Here is a 25,012-nt window from a genome sequence, read left to right on the forward strand (position 1 = left end):
ATTTTTTTCGACATTGAAACATCAAATAGAATACTAGAGCAGGAGAGGAACAACTTGGGTAGTTCAATATTAGAACATTTTCGCAGCTACAGTTGGTTGAAGCGCACTTTACTTGTTATAGCTGTATGTACATTCCTTAGTTCAAGCTTTTTATTTCTGACCCCACCTGGGACATTCATTCGTGAGTATTTAGCCAAGACGGTTATCACCACGCAGCATCGGGATTGGGCCTGGATTTTCGTAGGCGCACAGCGTAGAGACCAGATGGTTCTTGAAATGCAAAATTTAACCGAGGTCAACTCGGTAGAGAAACAAGACTTGCAAGCCGTCCAGTTTAACACGAATCGTTCCGTTGAAAGTCTCGTGAAAGTTGAAGATATTTCCGGTCAATTCTGGAAAGGTAAAAAGATGTATGTCTACGATCCGCGCACCATTCGCGTCGTCGTTCCTGATAAGCAAGGCGAAGGCGAGAGAATCACCTCGATGGTTCAACGCACAGGCGCTGTCGCAGGCGTCAACGGCGGTGGATTTAACGATCCGGACGGGTTAGGAAACGGATTTGCCCCAATTGGAGCTATTATGTCCGGCGGAGAAATTCTTTATACCGACCAAGAAGGCAGCATTCCTCAGCATATTGTTGGGTTTACCAAAGAAGGTACGCTCATTATCGGAAAATATACGATTGATGATTTATTGAAGCTCGGCGTTACAGATGCAGTTTCGTTCTATCCGCGTGTTATCGCGAACGGCAAACCGCTCATTACAAGCGGTGATGGCGGCTGGGGACGTGCTCCTCGTACAGCTGTAGGCCAAAAAGCCGACGGTACCGTTATTTTCATCGTCATCGACGGCCGTCAAACCCACAGTGTGGGTGCAACACTGAAAGAAGTACAGGATATGTTCCTGGCAGATGGCGTTATTAATGCAGGTTTCCTGGATGGCGGAGCATCCTCCGAGATGGTTTACAACGACGAGCTGATTACGAAGCCTTCCAGTCGTTATGGTGAGCGCCGCTTGCCGTCAGCTTTCCTTGTTTTTGATCATCCGGATGAAGTAAAAGTGAAGAACGTTTGGGCAGGACTTACTACCATCGATCCAGGTGGTGCTTATGATCACCCTGACTTCTTAAAAGAGCAAGCTGAGATCAAAGCACATCCGCCAAAAGCAACACCGAAACCAACAGCAACTCCAACACCGTCCCAAAAGCCTGAATCCAGCGGTGATCCAGTCAAGAATGGCGGGACAACACAGAACCCTTCGGAATCTGATAACGGTTCTGGCAAACCAAGCCCGTCAGGGAAACCACAAACTTCACCGACGACATCACCAACATCATCACCAACGCCGACCCCACCAGCGTCATCGGCAACCCCGACCCCAACACCGGGAACAGGCGGCGGAACAATAGGTACCGGAGGCTCCTCACCAGGAGCTTCCCCAACACCAAAACCGAGCGCGACACCGACGCCGAGCTCGACCACAACGCAAGGCCAGCAGGGCAACAGTAATGGTGCAACCCCTACTCAACCCGTGACTAGCCCACCAGCGAAATAACTAGTTTGGGGTTACATAGGACCGCAAAAGAGGCTGTATCCGAAGTCATCGATGTAGATGACTCAGATACAGCCTCTTTTGTTGTACATGCCAGCCTTACAATCGCTTCAACGCCTCACGATGAGCATCAATCGTCGCCGCGATATCTTCATCCGAATGCGCCGTGGATACGAACATCCCTTCAAACTGCGAAGGAGCAACCGAAACGCCCAAATCAAGCAAATGGCTAAAGTAAGCATTGAATTTAACAAGATCCGACGTTTTGGCCGTCTCATAATTCGTAACCTTCGCCTCCGTAAAGAACGGGCAAATCATCGATCCTACGCGATTAATCGTGCTTGCTACACCGAATTCAGCCGCATTACGTATAAATCCTGCCTCAAGCATCGCGGATTTGCGTTCTAGCTCCTCATAGACATTCGGCTCGCCTAATAGCGACAATGTAGCATAACCTGCGGCCATCGCTAGTGGATTTCCGGACAAAGTACCCGCCTGGTAGATCGGACCAGCCGGAGCCATTTGCTCCATAATGTCCAGACGGCCTCCATAAGCGCCTACAGGCAGTCCGCCGCCAATTACTTTACCTAGACATGTTAAGTCCGGTGTAACGCCGTACAAGCCTTGTGCGCAGTTCTTATGCACGCGGAAGCCTGTCATGACCTCATCAAAGATAAGCAAAGATCCGTATTGCTTTGTAATTTCACGTAGTCCTTCCAAGAACCCCGAAGCAGGAGGGACAACGCCCATGTTCCCAGCGATCGGTTCAACGATCAGAGCGGCAATTTCTTCACCGAATTTCTCAAACACCAACTTCACAGAATCCAGATCATTATAAGGCACTGTGATCGTATTGCTAGCCACACTGCTAGGGACCCCAGGACTATCGGGTAAGCCCAACGTAGCCACACCAGAACCGGCTTTGATCAGCAAAGCGTCCGCATGACCATGGTAGCTTCCTTCGAACTTAACGATCTTGTCGCGCTTCGTATAGCCACGAGCCAATCTTAATGCGCTCATCGTCGCTTCTGTGCCTGAGTTTACCATACGAACCATGTCGATAGATGGCACACGGTCGATGACCAACTGCGCCATCTGCGTCTCTAGAAGCGTTGGAGCACCAAAGCTCGTCCCCTTCTCGGCAGTCGTTTTGATGGCTTCCAGCACAGCAGGATGTGCATGTCCTACGATAAGCGGTCCCCAAGAGCCTACATAATCAATAAATGTGTTGCCGTCGATATCCGTAACGCGGGACCCAAAGCCTTTCTCCATGAACAATGGAGTGAGTCCAACCGATTTGAAGGCGCGAACAGGACTGTTGACGCCACCGGGAATGACCTTCTTGGATTCTTGAAAAGCGGCGGAAGAGCGCGTGTCGATTCTGCTCGAATATTCCATAGTTTAATACCCCCCGTTAAACTTTCTATGCTAAAATGTTGACATTATACCTATAAAAAGGCGGTACCCTAACGTGCTAGATTATATTAAAAAAGTCCCTTTATTCGCTCGGCTAAATGATAATTAGCAGAAAGCGCTCGCGATTTAGAGGAAAAACAAATCTTGGCCATCTCCCCTTCTGACTTCAAGTTGGATCTGGCCAAGCTGCGCTAGACGGAGGCGGCGGCTGTAATAGCTGGCTCCTTAGCGGATGGATGAATGATACGGTCTGCAAGCTGCCAGGCAGCCTCTTTCCCCTGCCTGATGCAGTCGGGTAGACCAACGCCATGGAAGCCTGCCCCCGTGACCAAAACCTGCGGCATTGCGGCCTCCAGCTCTTCGCGGAAGCGCGCAATCTGCTCCAGATGGCCTACCGGGTATTGGGGCATCGAATAGTTGAGACGCGTTACTTCTGTAAACAGCGGCTCAGCCGTTAAACCGAGCAAGTTGCGCAGATCATGACGCGCTTTACTGATCAACTGCTCATCTGACCATGCAGGCCACTCCTGCTCGCCTGAACGGCCGATATAGCAGCGCAGCAGCACCTTGCCTTCTGGCGCCGTGTGCAGCCACTTGGCAGAGGTTAGCGTGCACGCTGTGATCGTGCTGCCCTCATTTCTCGGAACTAGAAAGCCCGAGGCATCCAGTTCAAACGGAATATCTTTCCGGTCAAACGCCATGATGACATTCGCGACAGAAATATAATCAATTTTCTTCAATTCGCTTGCTGCAGGGAAATGAGCCAACATTTGGGCAGCCTGATAGGTCGGCGACGTCAGAATCATGCCATCGACGATTTCGCTGCTGCCATCTTCAAATATGACCTCAGCCTGTTGCCCCACCTGACGAACAGAAGCAACCCCTAACCCCGTGCGCAGATCCGCTGATTCCAGCGCTGCCACAAGCCCATCAACGAGCGTTTTGAGCCCATTCTTGAACGTTACGAAGACCGAATTGCGAATTGCCGCAGGCAAATGCGCAGTTTCTTCGGGAACGTTTTTGCGGCTAGCCATCATGCCAAGGATCAAGCTTCGATGCTTCTGCTCCATCATTCGGAATTGCGGGAACGTTGATTTCAAGCTGAGGTTAAAAGTATCTCCCGCATAAATCCCCGCTAACAGCGGTTCCACAATACGCTCCAATACTTCTTTGCCTAATCGGCGTTCCAAAAAGTGTCCTAAAGACTCATCGTTCGTCATTTCACGTTTAGGTAAGACCAAATCTAATGCTGCCCGCATTTTGCCAAGCGGAGAGATGAGGCCTGTCTTCATGAACGGCGTCATTTGTGTGGGAATACCAAGCACTAAACCCGGAGGCATGCGATGCAGCTTGCCTTGACGGACAATATAAGTCTTTTTGGCCTTAGGATTCGTGCCAGTAAGCTCCTGCTCAAGTCCGAGATCATAAGCCAGATCAATAATAGGCCGCTTCCGAGCAAGAAAGGAGTCAGGCCCCTTTTCAATGACGAAGCCCTCTTTCTCAATCGTGCGAATTTTCCCACCAAACGCTGGCGACTTCTCCACCACAGAAATCCGAAATGGCACACCTTCTGCTTCCAAACGTTTCTTTAAATAAAAAGCAGCACTAAGCCCTGTTATCCCCCCGCCAACGATCATGTAGTGAGGTGTATGGGTGCTCATGACTGTCTACTTGCTTCCTGCCATTTGGTGTAAACAACATCGCTTAGTGTTTGCATATACAAAGGGTCCGTATTGAGTGATTCCGTTCGTTCTAAATGCACGCCCAGCTCCTTAGCCAAAGATTGCGCTTCAATATCAATATCGTAAAGAACCTCCAAATGATCGGAAACAAATCCGATTGGGCAGAGCAGGACGTTCTTCACGCCTTCTTCTTTGTGAATTTGTTTTAGAACTTCCAAGATGTCAGGCCCAAGCCATGGCATGGCTGTTTGACCCGCGCTCTGCCAGCCGAATTGCCAATTCGTCAACCCCACGCGTTCAGCAATAACCTTCGATGTCGCGAGCAATTGATCCACGTAAGGATCTTTCATTTCCAAAATTTTCTCTGGCAAACTGTGTGCCGTAAAGATAACACGGACGTCACTCCGTTCTACATCAGTGAATTTCGTGAGCGCCTTATCTACCCGAGTGCTTAGAGCATCGATCAATTTAGCATGCAGGTGGTAATCCAGCACGAAGCTCATGCTAAGTCCAAGCGCCTCTGCCTTCTCCTTCGCTCTTTTCACGTAGCCGCCGACGCTCATTGTCGAATAGTGAGGCGCCAGAACGACACCTACAGCCTCTGTAATCCCATCCTTGACCATCTGCTCTACACCGTCTTCTACATACGGCTGAGCGTGCTTTAAGCCTTGATAGCACACAAACTCAACTTCCGGATGTTCGGCGCGTAAAGTGTCCTCGAGACCTTTTACCTGCTTATTCGTATTTTCGCGCAGCGGAAAGAACCCGCCGACAATCGCTTCATACCGCGCAGTTAATTCGTGCAGTTGCTCAGGTGTAGGCGGATGTCCACGTCTAATATGCGTGTAATACGCTTCCACCTGATCAAGGCTTTCCGGTGTCCCGTAGGACATGACTAATACACCAACGCGACGTTTGGTCATCCTAAACACCACTCTTTTCTGCTTGTTGAGTTAACACGGAATGCGAGTACGCATGAATGAAGGCCGTCAAATCTTTGAGCTTTTCCAGCGACGCTTCCGGGAATAACCCATGTCCAAGGTTGAAAATATAACCGGGCTTCTTCATTCCCTCATCCATAATGGCTTTCGCCTGCTGCTCAATGACGTGCATGGGAGCCGTTAAAATATAAGGATCCAGGTTGCCTTGTACGGCGAAGCGCTCGCCTACTCGTTCACGTCCTACCGTGATCGGAATACGCCAATCCAAACCAATAACATCCGCCTGCAGATTATGCAAATAGGGAAGTAATTCGCCTGAGCTTACGCCAGGGAAATAGATTTTCGGCTCCTTCAAGTGGGAAAGCTCCTTGAAAATCCGCTCCATTGTGGGCAGAACATACAATTGGAAATCTGCAGGAGATAGCGCGCCTACCCAACTATCAAATACTTGAACAGCCTTCGCACCTGCGGCAATATGGGATTTCAAATAGGTAATCACCATGTCACCAAGTTTGTCCATCAACGCAAACCATACGGCAGGCTCGGAATACATAAGCTGCTTCGTACGAATATAGCTCTTGGATGGCTTCCCTTCAATCAAGTAGCTGGCAATCGTAAATGGCGCACCAGCGAATGAAATTAGGGGAACTTCCAGCTCTTTGTCTAAAATGCGGATCGTCTCAATGATGTGGGACAAATCCTTGTCCACATCAATTGGACGCAAACGTTCAACATCCTGCGCCGTCCGAACCGGTGTATGAATAACAGGACCAACATCTTTGACAATATCAAAATCAATCCCAAGCGAAGCAACGGGATTCATAATGTCTGAATATAAAATTGCCGCATCAACACCAAGCTTCTTAATGGGCATCATCGTAACTTCAGCAGCAAGCTCTGGCTGTTTACAAATCTCGAGCAAGGTAAACTTTTCTTTAATTTTCCGATAATCCGGATCGTAACGACCGGCTTGACGCATATACCAGACCGGCAGTGTATCTACCTGTTCTTTCCGGCACGCTTTAATAAAATTGTCGTTATAGCTCATGAGGCACCTTCCTCTGGTTTCCATCTATTCTCATTCATTATGCCCTAATTATACCCCTGTCACAACCGACGTAAGCTTACGTTTTGCGACAAATGTATGACAAAAGAACCATCCGCGCCTAGATGTGGCAGCGGTCCAATTTCCTCGGGAAACTGCTCGGCTGCGCCTTCTAGGGTGAATGGTTCTAACTTTCAAAATTAGCTGTTTTTCAAATAGCGGGCAATATCTTTGGCAAAGTACGTCAGGATAATATCAGCACCAGCGCGCTTGAAGCTCAGCATGGTTTCCATAACGATTGCCTCTTCATTCACCCAACCTTGTAGAGCAGCGGCCTTAATCATGGAATACTCGGCACTCACATTATAAGCCACGACCGGCAGGTCGAAATTATCTTTGAGCATTCGGATAATGTCCATGTAAGCAAGAGCCGGCTTCACCATTAAGAAGTCAGCGCCTTCTACAACGTCGCTTTCCGCTTCGCGTAGCGCTTCTCTTCCGTTGGCAGGATCCATCTGATACGTCTTGCGATCGCCGAATTGCGGCGTGGAATGAGCAGCATCCCGGAATGGGCCGTAATAAGCTGATGCATACTTCACTGAGTACGCCATGATTGGCGTATTTTCGTAACCTGCTTCATCTAAACCAGAACGAATAGCCTGAACATAACCGTCCATCATATTCGACGGAGCGATAATATCCGCACCGGCTTTCGCTTGGGATACCGCCGTTTTCACTAGAAGCTCAAGAGATGCATCATTCGCAACATCGGCTGCGCCTGTAATTGGGTGGTGATGAATGACGCCGCAGTGGCCTGTGTCCGTAAACTGGCACAGACAAGTATCCGCAATAATGAGCAAGTTCGGGTTCAATTCCTTGATAAAACGAGCAGCTTGCTGCACGATACCTTCATCCATGTAAGCGGACGTGCCTTTTGCGTCTTTATAATCGGGAACTCCGAACAGGAGAATGGCTTGAATACCAAGCGATGTAATTTCGTCAATCTCGGCTTTTAGCATGTCTAGCGACAGATGATAAACACCAGGCATGGAAGCAATCTCGGACTTGACGTTCGTGCCATGGGTTACAAAAATAGGCTGCACCAGGTCATTAACTGTCACCTGATTTTCACGAACTAAATTACGAATAGCTGCATTACCGCGTAAGCGGCGATTACGAACAATGGGGAAACTCATGAGGATTCCGCCTCCTTATTTAATGCCATCATTTAGATTGAATCATGCTATGAACAAGTGAAGCAACAGTGGCCTCTTCGGCCATATACGTAATCGGCAGTCCATATTGACGTACCGTTTCTGCGGTTTTGGGTCCGATACAAGCAATTTCAACGCCTTGCAGCAGGGATAAAGGTTCTTCAATTCCTAGTTGTCTTAGGGCTTCAATCAAATTCGTAACGGTGGATGAGCTCGTAAAAGTAATAATATGAATGCTATGATTCTGCAGCAGATGGATGATTTCATCCCCGTCGTCTACCGTGAGCACATTCTCGTACACATCAACTTCCGTGACTTGCAAACCAAGCTCGCGCAGCTTAGCGGGTAAATAATCACGCGCCAAATCCGCTGTTGGTAAAAGGACTTTCTGATCCGCTATCAGATCAGCTTGAATGGCCTCTAGCATGCCTTCCCCTTGATATTTGCTCGGAAGTACATCGGCGATAATTCCTCGCTCAGCAAGCGCCTCAGCGGTTTTGGGGCCAACTGCAGCAATCCGGGCATTGCCCATTCTGCGAACGTCGATCCCTCGCTGGCGCAGACGGTTGAATAAAAACTCCACCCCATTCACACTAGTCAATAAAATCCAATCGAAAGTTTGCAGTTTATCTAATGCTTCATCCAAAGCTAGCTGGGCTTCTGGCCGGCTTGGCGGCTGCAACCGGATAACAGGGAACTCGACAGCCTCTCCGCCAAAGTCGTCGATCAGATCGACAAGTTCACTGGCTTGGCTTCTGGCACGGGTCACCAAAATTCGGCGACCAAACAGCGGCTTCTTCTCGACCCAAGCCAGCTTCTCGCGCAGCTTTACAACCTCGCCGACAATAATGACAGCCGGTGATTTGAATTCGGCTTCTCTCACCTTCTCTGTGATGTCGGAGAGCGTTCCAGTGATAGTTGCTTGGTCGGCCCAAGTGCCCCATCTAACCAAAGCTACAGGCGTTTCCGGGGGTTTGCCGCAGCGTATTAATTCGCGGCTGATTTGTTCGATATTCGCAACACCCATTAAGAAAACCATTGTGCCGATCGCTTTGGCCAGATTCTCCCAGTCTAGCCCGGAGTACGTTTTATTGGGATACTCGTGACCCGTAATAATCGCGAAGGACGATGTGAAATTACGATGTGTTACCGGAATTCCCGCATATGCCGGAACGGCAATCGATGACGTAATACCCGGAATGATGTCGAAAGTCACGTCGTGCTCAGCGAGCAGTTCCGCTTCCTCGCCCACACGGCCGAAAACGCTAGGATCGCCGCCCTTTAGACGCGTCACGACTTTGCCTTGCAGAGCCAAATCTACGAGTAGATGATTGATTTCTTCTTGCTTTAAAATATGCTTGTCCGGAAGCTTGCCGACAAAGATCAGCTCAGCGTCCGGTCTGCGATGCTTTAGTAAACGAGGATTAGCCAGACGATCATATACAATGACATCTGCTTTCTGAATAGCTTCTAAACCACGAACTGAGATCAGCTTTGGGTCGCCAGGACCCGCGCCGACGAGATAAACTCTTCCCTTGTTCAAGTGGCTCACTCCCTTACCTCAGCTAGGATACGTTCAGCGCCCTGTTCAATGAGCTTGTTCGCAATAAGCTCGCCAAGCGCTTCCGGATCACGCCCGGAAGCCGTTTCCTTCAGCATGGTCACGCCATCCGGCGTTCCGACCATGCCTGTCAGCGTAAGCAGCGGCCCTTCGGACCCGCTGCCTTCTTCGCTTACGCTCGCGTAAGCGCCGAGCGGGACTTGGCAGCCTCCGTTGAGTCTGCCAAGGAAAGCCCGCTCTGCTCGCACCGCGAGCGCAGTAGGCCCATGCTGGAACTTGCCCAGCAGGTCCAGCATGAAGGCATCGCCGCCCCGGCACTCGATGCAGAGCGCCCCCTGCCCTACGGCAGGGAGGCACTCTTCGGGCGGCAAGTACGCGCTGATGCGATCCTGCCAGCCGATCCGGTGCAAACCGGCTGCGGCCAACATGATCGCATCGAAGTTCTCTTCATCGAGCTTGCGCAGCCTCGAATCAATGTTGCCTCGGACCGACTCGATGCGGAGGTCCGGGCGGAGGTGCTGCAGCTGGCTGGCACGGCGCAGCGAGCTGGTACCCACGAGCGCGCCTTGCGGCAGCTCTTGCAGGGAGCTATATCCGCGTGTGATGAGCGCATCGCGCGGATCCTCACGCTTCGGTATCGCTCCAACCACAAGCCCTTCAGGAAGCTCGAAGGGCATATCCTTCATGCTGTGGACAGCCATGTCGATATCGCCGTCCACGAGAGCCTGTTCGATCTCCTTGACGAACAGCCCTTTGCCGCCTACTTTGGACAAGGTTACGTCCAAAATACGGTCGCCCTTCGTGACAATTTTCTTTATTTCAAATTGGCAGTCAATCCCGTGCTCCGCAGCTAGCTGCTTTAAGAGTTCTACCGCCTGTCCTGTTTGCGTTAAGGCCAATGCACTTTGTCTAGTACCTACAATAATGGTTCTCATCTCTACCCGCCTCCTAAACTCGCTCTCCGAAATCTGTAATCGCTGACCATGAAGGCCGGTCTGTTTGCGCTTGACCTGCTAGTCCAGTCGGCCAAGGTCCTCTCTCTATAGCCAAGTAAAGCTTGTCCTTCCAACTATCGAATGAACCATCGCGTATTTTGTCCAGTACATCCCAATCCAGCATTTCTTTGAACATACGCTGTCTAGCTTGTTTATCTGCTATTTTACTCTGAATGAGATGACGCACTTCACTAAGGAAATCAAGATAAATGGCGTATTCCTCACCATAATTGTTATCCAACTCCCGAGCGATTTTACGAGCTGCAGAAGGACTTGCTCCGCCGGTTGAAACGGCAATCACCAGTTTCCCTCTTCGTACAACAGAAGGCTGTATATACGAGCTAAGCTCAGGCTGATCAACCACGTTGACCAATTTTCCCTGTGCGGTTGCAAACTCATAGACTTGTGCGTTAACTTCAGAGCTATTCGTTGCTGCTACTACCAGGGTAAAAGGCATGAATTCGTCCCCCGTCATCATAGACGGATGAAACGTCTGCCTGCGCAGGACTACTTCCGCATTATTCGCTAATTCGGCTATTCCCGCCGTGAATTCCATGCTGACAATCGTCACGCGAGCTCCTGCTTCGAGCAATGAGAACACCTTACGTTCAGCAATGGGCCCACCGCCGATCACCAAACATTGCCTGCCCGCGAGATTCACCATAATCGGGTACGGATACTTCATGTTCATTAGCTCCATATCCAGTCATGAAATCCGGAAACAAGATTGGAAACAACAAAGTTCAGCACGACAATGAAAAAAGCTGCAAGGTTCCAAGCGGCTAATTTGTAGCCGGATATCCGCATCGACTTCTGTTGAAATAAATAGAACGCGTACGCGGCCAACACAAAAAACGAATTGATAACCTTCGGATCATATAGCAAGTTGTGATTTCCTTCGAGGACAACCCAAACCACGCCAAGACTTAACGCCATTAGAAGCAAAGGGGCCCCAATAATAACGGAAAAATACGTATAATGCTCGATCTTCTCAAGCGAAGGCAATCGCATCACCGTTTGGGAAAACTTCTTAGCCTTTAACATATTGTGTAAAAACACATACATGCAAGAGAAGATAGCTGCAATGGAAAATGCCGCGTAGCTGCCAATCGCCAGGGTAATATGTATAAATAATAGCTCGTCGTTGATGTCCCAACCAGCTTTAATTGGCATAACGTGCGGGTTTCCAAATATGTTCAGAGCGAGGATAGCAAAGCCAAGAACGTTCACAAAAAACACGAACAATTCAATTCGGAAAAATCGGTTGACCAGTAAGGAAATTGTCACTATCAACCATGAAAACATAAACAAGACGTCACTTCTAGCAAAGGCCCATTCTGTCAAATGGCCGTATAGATTAATGCCTAGGTACGCGGTCTGCAGAACCCATACAAATAAAAGGAGCCCCGTCCCCATCCGTTTCGCGCTTCGGCTCGCATTCGCGAAGTCCGAAAAGTAAAACAATAGGCTCAGGGCATACATATAAATCATCGCATCAAACAACCAGCTACTAGTTACCATGGCACCTCTCCTAGGCGATTAGCGCCTTTATTCTCAAGATTTTGCCAGAATATCCGCGGTTTGTAAGCCGCGTACGGACAGCTTCTCTTCCAGAAGCTGTTTCGTTTCTTGAGCTTTCTGTCCAGCTTCCAGCTCTTGTGCTAATTGATTGGCTTGCTCTTGTTGTTCTAATGTCTCTTCTAGGGCAAATAATTTCGTGAATAGGTCGAGCGCTTCTTCCCCATGGCGTTCTCCTGCCATTTCCTTAATACGCAGGATCGGGTCGCGCAGCACTTGGTTCACGATGCTTTTGGTTAATTTACGGATCACTTTTATTTCACGCTCATCGAGATCAGGCAGCTTATTCAGCATGCTATCCATCGTCTCTTCGTGAATCTGGCTCGCTTTCGCCTGAAGAGCGTTAATAACGGGACTTACGCCAAGTGTCTTTGTCCATTGTTCAAACACACCGATTTCCGATTCAATCATCGTCTCAATCTTGGCGGCTTCTCGCTTTCTCTCCTGCAAATGCTTATCCACGATATGTTCCAGATCATCGATATCATACAGGAATACATTCGGCAGTTCGCTAATTTGCGGATCCAAATCACGAGGCACTGCAATATCCATCATGAACAGCGGACGCGATTTTCTCTTTTGGACATAAGACTGAATATCATTCTTTGTTAGGACATAGCCTGGAGCACCTGTCGAGCTGATAATAATATCCACCTCTGGCAAATACGATGCCATCTTATCCATGGTGCTTGGAATGCCGTTGAATTTCTCAGCTAACTCCGCTGCACGCTCAAACGTGCGGTTAACAACGATAACTTTGTTTGCCCCGTTCGCGTACAAATGCTTAACGGTTAGCTCGCTCATCTTCCCAGCACCGATAATCATAACTGTCTTATTGTTATAAGTACCGAAAATCCGCTTACCGAGCTCAACCGCAGCATAGGAAACAGAAACCGGATTATTGCTAATGCCCGTTTCGGAATGTGCCTTTTTGGCAAGAGTGACGGATTGCTTAAACAGCGTGTTGAAATAAGACCCCGTCGCTTTCATTTTTTGAGACGATAAAAAAGCATCTTTGACCTGTCCTAGAATTTGGGTTTCCCCTATCACCATAGAATCTAAACCGCTAGTTACACGGAATAAATGTTCAATCGCCTTCTCATTTTCATGCATATATAAATGTTTCTGAAACTGAGCCTTGGGAACTTGGAACCACCGCTCAATAAAATGTGTTAAATAATGACTGCACATCTGTGGTCGATCCACAACGGCGTAAATTTCCGTGCGATTGCAGGTGGCGACAATTACACACTCTAAGATGCTTTTTGTTTCTTTCAATTCAGCCAATGCGATTGGCAAATCTTGTTCGGAAAAAGCAAACTTCTCGCGGATTTCAACTGGAGCTGTTCGATAATTTAGACCAACTGTTACAATATGCAAATGTACCACCTGCCTTTCTTTCATTTTCTATGAACATTATAGCACAGCAAACTATTCAATCCGACAAAATATTTGAATAAATTATGAATGCTTCGCTATGCTCGTTAGTTTTAACAGCATTCGGCTCGGCTATACCTGAATTGGCAAGAAGCCCATTTATTGCAGCAGTTTTTTGCGGAGAAAAGCCGTCAAATTGCTATCAAGCTCTGCCAGTTTCGTGTTCTGGGAAGAAACAATATCCCCATTGGATGCCATGATTTTCTCATAGACCTCATATATACTTTTATACTGCAGTCCGGCTTCTTTCAACGTCTGCAGTTCATCTGGCTTTAGCGCCCGCTCTCCGCCGATCTGAAGTCGCTGCAGGTACTGGGATAACTGCGTCATGCTGGACATTGGAGTGAGATAATTCGATCCCCCAGCTGCCAGTACAAGACGTTCATGTGTGTAGCCTGCCGAGTATAAGGCTTGCTGGCTGCCATCCAGCTCATCTGTCGTTTTGCTTTGAGCGGCTTCCTCCAGGTAACTCATTAGTAGTTCCATCTGGAATAACGAAACTTGATACAGCAGATGGGATGCATCATGCTCTTCTTTATGATGGCCAAGCATTTGAGACAGCTGATAGATGGGCCAGATTATGAGAAAAAGAACAACACTATACATGATTGCTTTTCTAGTCAATTTTCGTTTCACTGTATTAAATCCCCGCTTCCCTTATTGGACATGTGTCGCAAGTGTCGCAATAACATTGTATGGGAACAAGGACAAACAAATAACCACGGATTTCTCCGTGGTTATCGTTATTGTTATGTGCAGAACCTTATTTCACAAGCTCTGCTAGCTTAATTTCTGGAGTTTCTACTTGTAATTCACCCATTCCACGAATTAACTTCTTCGCATGGAATGTTTCTGGTTTCAATACGGATACCATAAAATCAATTGCTAATTGAGGGTCCACTGTTTCACCGCAAGTATAACAGTCAAGCGCGGCAAAACCTCTCTCAGGATAAGTGTGAATGGAGAGATGACTCTCGGACAACATAACAAGTACAGTTGCTCCTTGTGGTTCAAATTGCTTGGATTGTACAGATAGTACGGTTGCTCCGCATACCTCGGCAGCTTCTACCATCTGAGCCTGCAACCAATCTGCATTGTTCAGAAGTTCGAAATCTACCCCCCAAGTATCTACAGCAACGTGTCTTCCGAAAGTTGAGTATTCAGTTTCCATCTTTCGGTTCCCCCTTCCTAGGAATAAAATGTCTGAAAAAAATTTCATCCGCTAGGACCTACGTCATTCACTTCCCGAGGGTATTATCTCTCGCAACATTCAATGTCCTGAGTGAATCCTGGTTCCTATATTGTTTCAACGAGAATAAAAATAACATCTATCGACGAGAATTGCAATAGTTTTTTTTACCAAGCGCCTTCTCATCCCCGCACGCAATAACTAATCTATGTAGAAGGCGATTAACTTGTTCATTCATCTCAAAAAGTTGCAATTTAGACACAAAAAAGACCCTTAAACGGGTCTCCAATTTTGCATGTATATGTGGTTGTTAAGCCTCCAGAATAAACAAACGATGTGTGAGCTCATTGAGGCGAGTGTCAATCTGTTGATGTTCTTCTTGATCCTGCACCATATTGCGCAAATCGAGAAGATGATTTATTTGGTCGTAGATCATTTCGATCTCTTGTTCGACTTCTCTCTTCTGGAACATTTCTTGCATGAGGCCAATCGTATCCCTGAACTCATAAATGACCGTTATCAATTGCCCTTTAACTTCTTCGATCTTCACAACAGTGCCGCGCTCATAATAGTAAACCATGGTATAGCTAGAATAAATTCGGTTCACCTTCGCGCTTCCTTTAAACTCTGATACAGCTTTTCGCATTAAATTAGCTAATAAAGTATTACTTAATCTGCAGGATCCTGTACATTCATATAGGCCCGATTTCTTCTCAAATGAAAGGACGATTTCTTGACCTGCACCATCTTGAAAAACAACTTCTTGATTGCCATTTTCCAAAACCTTCACTTGCAAAGTCACTTGATGGTCCACGAACATTTGAAAAAACCTGAACATCTCGGCTTCTGTTAACTGGAGGCAGGTCTTGACATATTCAGTCGCTAACCTTTGTGCCATAAAAATCCCTCGATTCTTTGTTTTCAAACAATGAACAATTACCTTGTTTATTATTATACTACAAGCGGCATTAATATTCCTGCGCGCATTTCATGATAATCCGCCAAATATTCTGAAAAAACCAAGGAAATACGGAATGCCAGTAAATTTTCCCTAGAAAACCTCACTTTCCTGTGTACTTCTTCTTGATTTCCTCTCTCTTTCGGCTTCTTACTCCTACATACACAAAAAACCGCCCTTTGAATCAGGACGGCTCTCGTTGACTTGTTTCTTCGTTTGTTTCATTTGCTTCAGCACGGGTTTCAACTGAATCTGCTTCCGGTTCTCCATAGGCAATTGCTTGCTCCAGGATCCCCCATAGCTCGTCCTTCCCAAGCGTCAGCTCGGAGGAGAACATAAGTGGCTGAACGCCTTTATCCATTCCTAATGTTTCTCTCACGATTTTTAGATGCTTGGCCCATTGGCTCTTTGGAATCTTATCTGCTTTCGTTGCAACTACGAGAACAGGCACGTCATTATGTCTTAGCCACTCATACATCGCTTGGTCATCCTTAGAAGGCGGATGTCTTAAATCCACTAGCTGCATGACAAGACGCAACGTTTCTCGATTCATTAAGTAACTCTCAATGAATTTACCCCATTGCTCACGTTTTGTTTTGGATACTTTCGCGTAGCCGTAACCGGGAAGATCTACAAAATATAAGTCCTGATTTATCTTATAATAGTTCAGTGTTTGGGTTTTACCCGGTTGGGAGCTGGTTCTAGCCAAATTCTTACGGGAGATCAGGCAGTTAATGAGCGAGGATTTCCCGACATTAGAACGCCCTGCCAGAGCAATCTCCGGCAAGGCATCCTCTGGATATTGGCTAGGTCCAACCGCACTGATAACAAACTCAGCTTGATTGACTTTCAAGAATGTTCAACTACTTTCTATGGTTATCCGACATGAGCTGGCGGCCTATTCTTCACAAGTGCATGTTCAAGCACTTGATCCATATGGCTGACCGGTATAAAGGTCATCTCATCGCGGACACTTTCTGGAATTTCTACGATATCTTTCTCATTGTCCTGAGGCAGCAGAATGGTACGAATACCAGCTCGATGTGCAGCGAGCGCCTTTTCTTTCAGTCCTCCGATTGGCAGTACGCGGCCGCGAAGCGTGATCTCACCTGTCATCGCAACAGAGCGGGAAACCGGGATATTCGTCAAAGCCGAAATCAACGCGGTTGCCATCGTTATTCCAGCGGAAGGACCGTCTTTTGGTATTGCACCCTCTGGTATGTGGATATGGATGTCGTTCTTCTCGTGGAAATCAGGAGCAATGCCAAGCACATCAGCGCGTGTTCGAGTGTAGCTGAACGCTGCTTGTGCGGACTCCTTCATGACATCCCCGAGCTTACCCGTCAATGTCAGTTTGCCTGTGCCTTGCATCACTGTCACTTCAATGACTAGGGTGTCTCCACCGACTTCCGTCCAAGCAAGCCCTGTAACCGCTCCTATCTGATCCTTCTCTTCCGCTACATTGTACCGGAACTTAATTGGACCTAGATAGTCCTTCAAGTTCTCTTCCGTTACATGCACGGGTGTTGACGGGTCGGACACGATTTTTTTGGCCGCTTTGCGGTTCATACCCGCAACTTGCTGCTCTAAATTACGAACGCCGGCTTCTCTTGTGTAATCACGCACGATTTTCATCAAAGCGGAGTCATCAACCAGGAGCTGATCTTCCTCTAAACCATGATCTCGCTTTTGCTTCGGCAGCAAATATTTCTTGGCAATCTGCATTTTCTCAATTTCCGTATAGCCCGGGATGTAAAGAACCTCCATCCGATCTAACAAAGGACGCGGAATATTGTGAACCGCATTAGCTGTTGTGACGAACATGACATTGGACAAGTCAAACGGAACTTCAATGAAATGATCACTAAAAGTGCTATTTTGCTCGGGATCCAAAACTTCCAGCAGCGCCGACGCGGGATCGCCGCGGAAATCCATGGCCATTTTATCAATTTCGTCTAATAAGAAAACGGGATTATTGGCTCCTGCATTTTTCATCCCTTGGATGATCCTGCCGGGCATAGCTCCAACATACGTGCGGCGATGGCCGCGAATCTCCGCTTCATCTCTCACACCGCCGAGCGAGATGCGGATAAACTGTCTGCCCATGGATCTTGCGATAGAACGGGCGATGGATGTTTTACCAACCCCTGGCGGACCCACCAGACAAAGAATAGGACCTTTCAGCTTCTTAACCAACTTCTGTACGGCTAAGTACTCCAGCACGCGCTCCTTCGGCTTCTCAAGTCCGAAATGATCTTCGTTGAGAATTTCTTCAGCTACGTTCAAATCAAGATCATCCTCGGTTGATTTGGACCAAGGCAGTCCGAGCAGCCAATCAATGTAGTTGCGAATAACGCCACCCTCAGCAGAGGTTGCCGGCATTTTCTCCAGACGATCGATTTCTTTCTCGACCTTCTCACGCACCTTGTCAGGCAGCTCAGCCTCCGCTAATTGACTCCGCAGCTCATCTACTTCGCCTGCACGGCCTTCCTTGTCGCCAAGCTCCTTCTGGATCGCTTTCATCTGCTCGCGAAGATAATATTCCTTCTGCGTTTTCTCCATTTGCTTTTTGACACGTTGACTGATTTTGCGCTCCAGCTCGAGTACTTCTCGCTCATTATTGAGAATATTAAGCATTTTCTCGAGCCGTTCACGCACATCCACGGTCTCCAAAATGTCTTGCTTATCCTTAATTTTGAGCGACAAATGACTGCAGATCACATCAGCCAAACGGCCTGGCTCATCGATATCCGATACAGCCGCGAGCGTCTCCGGCGTTACCTTTTTGGACAAATTGATATAATGCTCGAATTGATTCAGGACGGTACGCATCAGCGCATCAATCTCTGGATCCGTTATTTCTTGCTCAGGCAGCTCTCTGGCTGTAACTTCGTAGTATTCATCATTCACGAGGTACTCTACAATCTCAGCACGCAACACGCCTTCTACTAAGACACGAATGGTTCCATTCGGCAGCTTCAGCATTTGCCGCACCTTAGCAATCGTCCCGATGCGATAAATATCTTCTTTGGAAGGCTCTTCGATGTTGATCTCAGATTGAGAGCAGAGGAGTATCATGCTGTCATCCACCATTGCCCGCTCTAATGCTTTAACCGACTTTTCCCGCCCTACATCCAGATGTAGAACCATGCTCGGATAAACCAGCAGTCCCCTTAGAGGCAATAGCGGCAATCTGCGCACCTTGATTTTTCCGGGTCCCATCCTCTGCACCTCCATATATAGGGAGCTTTGAGCCTTGCTCAAAGTCTCTCATTATTGTATTCATCCGTTGCCCTTTACATTTTATCAAAACTGCACAGAAAACACCAATTGGCATCTAACGCGACATGTAAGGTAATTGCAACTTGGACTTACGAATCAATCGTATGCTGTGAATTCGCATGCAGAATCGGTAATGTTGATGAAGCAATTGTTCTTTCTGCGGCAAAAGGCAAAGGAATGACATTGTCATGAAGCTCAATTCCCAGTGAGACACTCAATACTTCCTCAATGGACTCTGCAGCAATTACCTCAACACCTGGCAAATCAGCAAACATCTCTTGCCAGTTTTCTTTGGGGATGATAACTTTAGTCGCTCCAGCTTGGAACGCTGCCTCAACTTTCGCAACTACGCCGCCAACCGGTTTGACTTTCCCATGTATGCTCATTTCACCCGTCATGGCCAATTTGTTATCGACTGGAATCCTATGTATCGCTGACGCGATAGCTGTTGCCATTGAAATACCGGCAGAAGGCCCATCAATCGGCACACCGCCAGGGAAATTAATATGCAGATCATAATCGGAGGTATTAAATCCGAGCTTGCGAAGGACAGTTAGCACATTCTCCACAGAGCCGCGAGCCATGCTTTTTCGGCGAATCGTCCGTGAGCCTCCTCCCATTTCTTCTTCATCCACAACACCTGTGATGTTGAATTTCCCTGTACCTGCGACGGCAATCGGAATGGCGGACACTTCAATTTCAAGTAGGGTGCCCAAATTAGGTCCGTAAACAGCTAGCCCATTAACAAATCCAATTTGCGGTTGGGCAGGCACTTTACGTTCAGGTCTGGGAGGAATTTGTGATGAATTTACAACCCATTCTATGTCGGAGGCCGTAATTTCATCTCTTTTATCCGTTAAAGCTATACCAGCTGCCAGTTGAATGACATTCACAGCTTCTCTACCGTTCGTTGCATATTTCATGACAACCCCAACGGCAGCTTCGCATTTCTTAAAGCCGATCTTGTCCAAAGCTTTACGTGCAATCTCTCCTACTTCTTCCGGTAAAAGCGGACGGAAAAAGATTTCCAAACACCGTGAACGAATAGCCGGAGGGATCTCGCTTGGCGTACGGGTCGTTGCCCCCACTAAACGGAAATCCGCAGGAAGGCCATTTTGAAATATATCATGGATATAACCTGGAATATTCGTATCTTCGGAGCTGTAATACGCACTCTCAAGAAATACTTTGCGATCTTCCAGCACCTTTAATAATTTGTTCATTTGTGTAGGGTGCAATTCACCGATTTCATCGATGAACAGAATGCCCCCGTGCGCCTTGGTGACAGCGCCTGGCTTTGGCTGCGGAATCCCCGCAACTCCCATCGCGCCTGCACCTTGATAAATTGGATCATGAACAGAACCGATCAGCGGATCGGCAATTCCTCTCTCATCGAAACGAGCTGTTGTTGCATCAATTTCCGTGAACTTTGAATCTGGGCGGAAAGGAGATTCTTGATTTTTTTTAGCTTCCTCCAATATGACGCGGGCAGCAGCGGTTTTTCCTACACCCGGAGGGCCATAAATCAGAACATGCTGAGGATTTGGGCCACACAGGGCAGCCTTCAGAGCTTTTAAGCCTTCAATCTGCCCTACAATATCCTGCATGGAGGAAGGTCTTGTTTTCTCTGATAACGGCTTAGTCAGGGAGATGGATCTAAGCTTTCTGAGCTTCTCCAATTCTTTTCTGGATTCTCTATCGACAGCAGAACGATTCGTCTGTTGGTTGCGCAGTAAATTCCAGAAATACAGCCCGATGACAACCGCAAAAAACACTTGAATTACCATTAAAATAATACTTAGACTCATTTGTCATACCTCCTTAGAGTTTTGCCTTTCGCAAAACTGCATCCGTAAGTTCATCTTTGCTTTGGCAAAACGTACGTAAACCTTAGCGATAACTTCCATTATTCCCGTGTAAAAGAAGGTTAATCCAATCCATGCAAACTTTTGAATGACGTATGTAAGCTCCCTTAATGAAGAAGGATAAGAGATGACCTTTCATGCAAAAGGATGTGGCATTTTGAAGCGCTTATTGACAATCGCCCTACTCTTTCTCTGCCTCCTAGCAGCAGCTGGCTCAGATGCCTATGCCTATGCAGGAAATGCCGTGCTCCCTTATGCCGATATTATCATTGATGTGGGCCATGGCGGCGTTGACTCTGGAGCTAAATACGGTAAATACCAAGAAAAAGATATGAACTTAGCAATCTCTAAGAAAACGTACAAGCTTCTTCAGAAAAAAGGCTACCGCGTCATTATCAATCGAACCGATGATTACGCGTTAAGCCAAGATAATAAATGGTCCTTTGGTGGAAGACATCGCAAAGATTTAGCACAGCGATCCGGAATCGCCAACACGATTAAGCCTAAAATGATGCTAAGTATGCATATCAATTGGTCAGGCAAGCCAGATCGACGTGGACCGCTTGTTTTTCACCAAAATCGATCCGAAAGTATCCTGCTTGCCAATCTGCTGCAAACCTCACTTAATCGCGTGTACGGCTCACAGGAACTGCCTATTCTCGGGAAAAAATATTATGTGCTTCGAAATACCAAATGCCCATCTGTTATCGTGGAGTTCGGCTTTATTTCTAATAAATCCGACCGCAAGCTGCTGAATAGCCCTCACCATCAAGCTAAACTCGCAGACGCCGTGGCCCGTGCCGTGGATCAATACTTTGGTATGGTCGAAAATACTTCTACTTCACATTAAGATTCACCGTTTGCGAAAGAGGAACAAAGGTTGCTTCCTTCTGAATCGCTGGAATGGCTTCTTTGATGACTTGGGCTGTTTTCTTGCCAGGCGGGCCTACATGTCCAATCGCTATGACTAGGTCTCTATCTTTCACAAACTTCTTAAATTTCACCATCTGCTTGCTAATGTGACTATACGTATAGAGGTCATCAAAAAATAGCTGATTTTCCGAAAATGGGACACCCTTTTGGCCCGCCAATTTCCCAATCAAGCTATGTGGTGTTGTGCGGCTGTCCAGTAGAATGAGATTTTTCTCTTTGCAGATATCAACGAGAATATTCATGACTCTCTCATCGGCTGTCGCCTTAGAGCCCATATGATTATTGATGCCTATCGCATAAGGGACATCCTCAATCGCCGCTACGATCCTCTTATGAATCTCTTCACTGGATAAGTCCGTTGTAATGGCTCCTGGACCAAGCCAACTCCTCTTACCGCGCACAGGCTCCATAGGCAGGTGTAGGATAACCTCGTGACCCTTGTCATGGGCTAGCTGAGCATCCTGCTTCGTTGAGGGAAGAAAAGGCATCACAGCTACTGTGAATGGAATGGGCAAATCCAACATCTCTGCTGTGCCGTCCATATTGTTGCCAAAGTCATCGATGACAATGGCGACCTTTTTCGTCTTTGACTCGACAACTGGCTGATTGGGGATCAGGCTATCAGCAGCTCCAGATTGTACGGGTAGTAGGAGCAGCAAAATACCCATCGTAACCGCCAGAGAAATTTGCCGCGTTGCGGAGCTCTTTTTCAACAAAATCATGGTCATTCTCCTTCATCCATAGTAAAACTTACGCGAATTGAGCAAGCTTTCCAGTTCTCTCATTATGCTTCTCTTGAGCTCCAAATATGCGTGCGCTGAATAACAAAAAGCCGTTAAGATGCCCTCATGGGGATTCTTAACGGCTTTGCTTATGTTAAAGGAAAATTAGTGCTTACGACCAGGAATGACACCTGTTTCTTCATAGGCTTTGACGATGATATCAATTTCTTTTTTCAACTCAGCGAGAAGTTCTGTCTCCGGCACTTTACGGATCATTTCGCCATAACGAAACAGCATGCCTTCGCCACGAGCACCTGCAATACCAATATCCGCCTCACGAGCCTCTCCAGGTCCGTTTACGGCACAACCTAAGACGGATACTTTAATTGGCACCTTGATCTTGGCAATGTAGTCCTCCACCTCGTTAGCGATCGAGAACAAGTCAATATCTAGGCGCCCACAAGTAGGGCAGGATACGAGCGTGGCCGCATTCGTGATTAACCCGAACGTTTTGAGAAGCTCACGCGCAACCTTAATCTCTTCAACCGGATCCGCGCTAAGCGAAATACGAAGCGTGTTACCGATTCCCATGTTGAGAAGCGTTCCAATTCCCGCGGCACTTTTCACTGCGCCCGTAAAGAGCGTTCCCGCTTCAGTAATACCAAGATGAAGAGGGTAGTTAAATGCTTTCGCAGCTTGTGAATAAGCGGCAATCGCCATCGGTACATCAGAAGCTTTGAGGGAGACGATAATATCATGAAAATCTAGTTCTTCTAGAATATTGATATGAAATAAGGCACTTTCCACCATAGCTTCCGGCGTCGGGTAACCATACTTCTCCAGAAGATGGTTCTCAAGCGAACCTGCATTGACACCGATTCGAATTGGAATCCCGCGATCTTTACAAGCCTTAACAACCGCTTCTACCTTCTCGCGGCGGCCGATATTACCTGGATTAATCCGCACTTTATCGATCCCATTCTCAATCGCAGCAAGCGCTAGACGATGGTCAAAGTGGATATCGGAAACTAGCGGAATATGGATCTGTTTCTTAATTTCTTTAATCGCTTCAGCAGCTTCCTTGTTGTTCACAGTGACGCGAACCAATTGACAGCCTGCTTCTTCCAGACGAAGAATTTCAGCAACGGTGGCTTTTACATCCGCTGTTTTCGTCGTACACATGCTTTGCATGATGACTTCATTGCTGCCGCCGATGGTTAAGTCACCTACTCGAACGGGCCGCGTATCTTTTCTATGGAACATTATGGTTTCTCTCCCCATGACACCAAACATCCTCCGCTCCAATTTCCTGCATAAGGAAACCGGATTGGAGGCTGTGTGTTCGTTAATGAATTTATGGGTTACGCACTTTCTTCTTTTTTCTTGCCTGTTGCTTGTGCTTGTGAGCCGTCTTTCGTCGTCAGCACAGGTGTAAGTTTGTTCTGAACAGTCTCCTTAGAAACTACACATGAGGAGACATCTGTTCTTGAAGGGACTTCAAACATTACGTCAAGCATAATGCTTTCAATGATTGCTCTCAGACCGCGCGCGCCGGTATTCCGTTTAATCGCTTCTTTTGCAATGGCGTCAAGCGCCTCTGCATCGAATTCGAGTGAAACGTTATCCATTTCGAGCATCTTCTGGTATTGTTTCACAAGCGCGTTTTTCGGCTCGGAAAGAATACGAACAAGTGCTGCTTCATCCAGCGGCTCTAGGGTAGAGATAACTGGCAGTCGGCCTACGAATTCAGGAATCAATCCGAATCTGAGCAGGTCCTCTGGAAGTACCATGGATAGGTATTCGCCCGGTTTCAAATCTACTTTCATGCCATCTGTGCTGAAGCCAATGACTTTTTTACCAATTCTGCGTTTGATAATTTGCTCCAGACCGTCAAAAGCTCCGCCGCAAATAAACAGAATGTTGGTTGTGTCAATTTGAATAAACTCTTGATGCGGGTGCTTACGTCCGCCTTGTGGAGGAACCGATGCGACCGTACCTTCAAGAATTTTGAGCAAAGCTTGCTGAACGCCTTCACCAGAAACGTCTCTTGTAATCGACGGGTTCTCGGATTTGCGCGCTACTTTATCGATCTCATCGATGTAGATAATGCCGCGTTCTGCTTTTTCCACATCGTAATCTGCAGCTTGAATAAGTTTGAGCAAAATATTCTCAACGTCTTCGCCTACATAACCCGCTTCTGTCAATGAAGTTGCATCCGCGATCGCGAATGGAACATTCAGAATTTTGGCAAGTGTTTGAGCAAGCAGCGTTTTACCGCTTCCTGTTGGCCCTAGAAGAACGATGTTACTTTTTTGAAGTTCAACATCTTCTAGTTTGTTTTGCGAATTGATACGCTTGTAGTGGTTATATACCGCTACCGCAAGCGATTTCTTCGCTTGTTCCTGCCCGATGACGTACTGGTCCAAAATGTTGCGGATTTCCTTAGGTTTCGGAACATCCTTCAGATCCAGTTCTTCCTCGTGACCTAGTTCTTCTTCTACAATCTCCGTGCAAAGCTCTATACATTCATCACAAATGTAAACTCCCGGACCCGCAACAAGCTTGCGAACTTGGTCTTGGGATTTTCCACAAAAGGAACATTTGAGTTGGCCTTTTTCATCGTTAAATTTAAACATGGGATCA

21 protein-coding genes are annotated in these 25,012 nt (G+C 47.3%); 2 read left to right on the forward strand and 19 right to left on the reverse strand.

Features of this window, described 5'->3' with window-relative positions; translation table 11 throughout:
- The first annotated feature begins 54 nt into the window (after window positions 1-54).
- Window positions 55-1,554 (forward strand): phosphodiester glycosidase family protein, encoded by a 1,500-nt coding sequence (locus tag AC58UW_RS24635; protein WP_497423216.1) that lies wholly within the window; start codon window positions 55-57, stop codon window positions 1,552-1,554.
- Window positions 1,555-1,650: 96 nt separating this feature from the next.
- Here AC58UW_RS24635 and hemL read toward each other — a convergent pair whose 3' ends face one another.
- The 16 genes from hemL to lonB all read right to left on the reverse strand — a co-directional run bounded on the left by hemL (window position 1,651) and on the right by lonB (window position 20,657).
- The gene (gene hemL / locus AC58UW_RS24640; RefSeq protein ID WP_497423217.1) at window positions 1,651-2,949 is read right to left on the reverse strand and encodes a glutamate-1-semialdehyde 2,1-aminomutase; all 1,299 of its coding nucleotides are present in this window, start codon (window positions 2,947-2,949) and stop codon (window positions 1,651-1,653) included.
- Between the two features lie 209 nt (window positions 2,950-3,158).
- A complete protein-coding gene (hemG, locus tag AC58UW_RS24645; RefSeq protein WP_497423218.1) occupies window positions 3,159-4,628 on the reverse strand; it encodes a protoporphyrinogen oxidase in 1,470 nt (489 codons plus the stop codon).
- Window positions 4,625-5,572, reverse strand: coding sequence for a ferrochelatase (hemH, locus tag AC58UW_RS24650; RefSeq protein ID WP_497423219.1), 948 nt, complete (start codon window positions 5,570-5,572; stop codon window positions 4,625-4,627). Before hemH ends, hemG begins: the two co-directional genes overlap by 4 nt.
- Before the next feature lies 1 nt (window position 5,573).
- Window positions 5,574-6,638, reverse strand: coding sequence for a uroporphyrinogen decarboxylase (hemE, locus tag AC58UW_RS24655; protein WP_497423220.1), 1,065 nt, complete (start codon window positions 6,636-6,638; stop codon window positions 5,574-5,576).
- A gap of 197 nt (window positions 6,639-6,835) precedes the next feature.
- A complete protein-coding gene (gene hemB / locus AC58UW_RS24660; RefSeq protein ID WP_497423221.1) occupies window positions 6,836-7,831 on the reverse strand; it encodes a porphobilinogen synthase in 996 nt (331 codons plus the stop codon).
- Between the two features lie 28 nt (window positions 7,832-7,859).
- On the reverse strand, window positions 7,860-9,392 hold the full coding sequence (cobA, locus tag AC58UW_RS24665; RefSeq protein WP_497423222.1) for a uroporphyrinogen-III C-methyltransferase: 1,533 nt from the start codon (window positions 9,390-9,392) through the stop codon (window positions 7,860-7,862).
- A gap of 5 nt (window positions 9,393-9,397) precedes the next feature.
- Entirely contained in the window at window positions 9,398-10,345 is a 948-nt protein-coding gene (gene hemC, locus AC58UW_RS24670; RefSeq protein WP_497423223.1) for a hydroxymethylbilane synthase, read from the reverse strand.
- Window positions 10,346-10,358: 13 nt separating this feature from the next.
- Complete coding sequence (locus tag AC58UW_RS24675; protein WP_497423224.1) at window positions 10,359-11,090, reverse strand: precorrin-2 dehydrogenase/sirohydrochlorin ferrochelatase family protein; 732 nt, start codon at window positions 11,088-11,090, stop codon at window positions 10,359-10,361.
- Between the two features lie 5 nt (window positions 11,091-11,095).
- Window positions 11,096-11,926 (reverse strand): cytochrome C assembly family protein, encoded by an 831-nt coding sequence (locus AC58UW_RS24680; RefSeq protein WP_497423225.1) that lies wholly within the window; start codon window positions 11,924-11,926, stop codon window positions 11,096-11,098.
- Window positions 11,927-11,959: 33 nt separating this feature from the next.
- On the reverse strand, window positions 11,960-13,363 hold the full coding sequence (gene hemA / locus AC58UW_RS24685) for a glutamyl-tRNA reductase (RefSeq protein ID WP_497423226.1): 1,404 nt from the start codon (window positions 13,361-13,363) through the stop codon (window positions 11,960-11,962).
- Window positions 13,364-13,519: 156 nt separating this feature from the next.
- A complete protein-coding gene (locus tag AC58UW_RS24690; protein ID WP_497423227.1) occupies window positions 13,520-14,056 on the reverse strand; it encodes an S-adenosylmethionine decarboxylase in 537 nt (178 codons plus the stop codon).
- Window positions 14,057-14,183: 127 nt separating this feature from the next.
- On the reverse strand, window positions 14,184-14,591 hold the full coding sequence (gene speD / locus AC58UW_RS24695; RefSeq protein ID WP_161410245.1) for an adenosylmethionine decarboxylase: 408 nt from the start codon (window positions 14,589-14,591) through the stop codon (window positions 14,184-14,186).
- A gap of 328 nt (window positions 14,592-14,919) precedes the next feature.
- Window positions 14,920-15,507, reverse strand: coding sequence for a non-ribosomal peptide synthetase module (locus AC58UW_RS24700; protein ID WP_497423228.1), 588 nt, complete (start codon window positions 15,505-15,507; stop codon window positions 14,920-14,922).
- A 244-nt stretch (window positions 15,508-15,751) separates the two neighbouring features.
- Window positions 15,752-16,420 (reverse strand): ribosome biogenesis GTP-binding protein YihA/YsxC, encoded by a 669-nt coding sequence (yihA, locus tag AC58UW_RS24705; RefSeq protein WP_497423229.1) that lies wholly within the window; start codon window positions 16,418-16,420, stop codon window positions 15,752-15,754.
- A 23-nt stretch (window positions 16,421-16,443) separates the two neighbouring features.
- The gene (gene lon / locus AC58UW_RS24710) at window positions 16,444-18,789 is read right to left on the reverse strand and encodes an endopeptidase La (protein WP_497423230.1); all 2,346 of its coding nucleotides are present in this window, start codon (window positions 18,787-18,789) and stop codon (window positions 16,444-16,446) included.
- Window positions 18,790-18,938: 149 nt separating this feature from the next.
- Complete coding sequence (gene lonB, locus AC58UW_RS24715) at window positions 18,939-20,657, reverse strand: ATP-dependent protease LonB (RefSeq protein ID WP_497423231.1); 1,719 nt, start codon at window positions 20,655-20,657, stop codon at window positions 18,939-18,941.
- Window positions 20,658-20,871: 214 nt separating this feature from the next.
- On the opposite strand from lonB, the gene AC58UW_RS24720 reads away from it, so the two are divergent.
- A complete protein-coding gene (locus tag AC58UW_RS24720) occupies window positions 20,872-21,564 on the forward strand; it encodes an N-acetylmuramoyl-L-alanine amidase family protein (RefSeq protein ID WP_497423232.1) in 693 nt (230 codons plus the stop codon).
- Here AC58UW_RS24720 and AC58UW_RS24725 read toward each other — a convergent pair.
- The 3 genes from AC58UW_RS24725 to clpX all read right to left on the reverse strand — a co-directional run bounded on the left by AC58UW_RS24725 (window position 21,551) and on the right by clpX (window position 25,005).
- A complete protein-coding gene (locus AC58UW_RS24725; RefSeq protein ID WP_497423233.1) occupies window positions 21,551-22,375 on the reverse strand; it encodes a divergent polysaccharide deacetylase family protein in 825 nt (274 codons plus the stop codon). The two genes, AC58UW_RS24720 and AC58UW_RS24725, sit on opposite strands and share 14 nt — an antisense overlap.
- A 159-nt stretch (window positions 22,376-22,534) precedes the next feature.
- Window positions 22,535-23,632, reverse strand: coding sequence for a flavodoxin-dependent (E)-4-hydroxy-3-methylbut-2-enyl-diphosphate synthase (gene ispG / locus AC58UW_RS24730; RefSeq protein ID WP_497423234.1), 1,098 nt, complete (start codon window positions 23,630-23,632; stop codon window positions 22,535-22,537).
- Window positions 23,633-23,730: 98 nt separating this feature from the next.
- The gene (gene clpX / locus AC58UW_RS24735) at window positions 23,731-25,005 is read right to left on the reverse strand and encodes an ATP-dependent protease ATP-binding subunit ClpX (protein WP_497423235.1); all 1,275 of its coding nucleotides are present in this window, start codon (window positions 25,003-25,005) and stop codon (window positions 23,731-23,733) included.
- Window positions 25,006-25,012 lie beyond the last annotated feature (7 nt).

It is taken from the genome of Paenibacillus sp. J22R160, from assembly GCF_059692135.1.